Raw genomic sequence first — 1,332 nt, 5'->3', positions numbered from 1 at the left:
TGAACCGCCCCGGGTTCGGTAGAGGCTCGATTTCGTGTAAGGATTCGAGTCATGGCACGTCCCTCTTCCTACCCGCCTGAGCTGCGCCGTCGTGCGGTGCGCATGGTCGCCGAGGTCCTCGGTGACTACCCGAACGAGTCGGCCGCGCTGCGGGCCGTCGCGGAGAAGCTGGGCATCGGCTCCGCCGAGACCCTGCGCAACTGGGTGCGGCGCGACCAGGTCGATTCCGGAGAGCGTCCGGGAACGACCACGGAGGAGTCCGCGCAGATCAAGGCGATGAAGAAGGAGATCGCCGAACTCAAGCGCGCGAACGAGATCCTCAAGGCCGCGGCGAGTTTCTTCGCGGCCGAGCTCGACCGGCCACACCTGCGCTCGTAGCGTTCATCGACGAGCACCGGGGCCGCTTCGGCGGCGTCGAGCCGATCTGCCGCGTACTCACCGAGCACGGCTGCAGCATCGCCCCCTCCACCTACTACGCCCACCACCAGCGCATGGCCTCGCCCTCCGCCCGCACCGTGCGCGACGAGGAACTCAAGGAGCTCATCAAGGAGGTCCACGACGCCAACTACCGCGTCTACGGGGCCCGGAAGATCTGGCGGGAGCTGGGCCGGCAGGGCCACTCGGTGGCCCGCTGCACCGTCGAGCGCTTGATGCGCGAACTCGGCATCGTCGGTGTCGTGCGCGGCAAGAAGGTCATCACCACCATGGCCGACCCGACCGCCGAGCGCGCCCCGGACCTGGTGGACCGCCAGTTCGTCGCCACCGCGCCGAACCGCTGCTGGGTCGCGGACTTCACCCACATCGCCACCTGGGCCGGAGTCGTCTACGTCGCCTTCGTCGTGGATACCTTCTCCCGCCGCATCGTCGGCTGGTCGGCCGCGACCTCCAAGGAGACCCGGCTTGTTCTGGATGCCTTGGACATGGCGCTGTGGCAGCGAGACCGCGACGGATTCCCCTATGAGCGAGGCGAGTTGATACATCATTCGGATGCCGGGTCGCAGTACACGAGTTTCCGGCTCGCCGAGCATCTGGGCGCCGCCGGCATCGCGGCCTCGATCGGATCCGTCGGCGACGCCTACGACAACGCCCTCATGGAGTCCACGATCGGGTTGTTCAAGACCGAGCTGATCAAACCCCGGCGGCCCTGGCGCACCCTCTCGCACGTCGAACTCGCCACCGCCGAATGGGTCGACTGGTACAACCACCGTCGGCTCCACGGTGAGATAGGCCACGTCCCGCCCGTCGAGTACGAGAAAACCTACTACCTCACCACCACAAAACCGCAGGTCACAACCATAATCTGAGATCTCTATCGAACCCGGGGCGGTTCAG

The 1,332-nt window shown here is 66.7% G+C and carries 1 protein-coding gene; it reads left to right on the top strand.

Features of this window, described 5'->3' with window-relative positions:
- The first annotated feature begins 51 nt into the window (after positions 1–51).
- Positions 52–1,304, top strand: a protein-coding gene (locus ACIRPK_RS36905) for an IS3 family transposase (protein ID WP_403047340.1) whose coding sequence is annotated in 2 segments (ribosomal slippage) — positions 52–334 and positions 334–1,304 — 1,254 coding nt in all. Because the reading frame shifts where the segments join, the coding sequence is not laid out codon by codon here.
- The last annotated feature ends 28 nt before the right edge of the window (positions 1,305–1,332 follow it).

This window comes from Kitasatospora sp. NPDC101801 (assembly GCF_044766665.1).
Classification (GTDB): domain Bacteria; phylum Actinomycetota; class Actinomycetes; order Streptomycetales; family Streptomycetaceae; genus Kitasatospora.
This window is presented reverse-complemented; position numbering and strand designations above follow the sequence as displayed.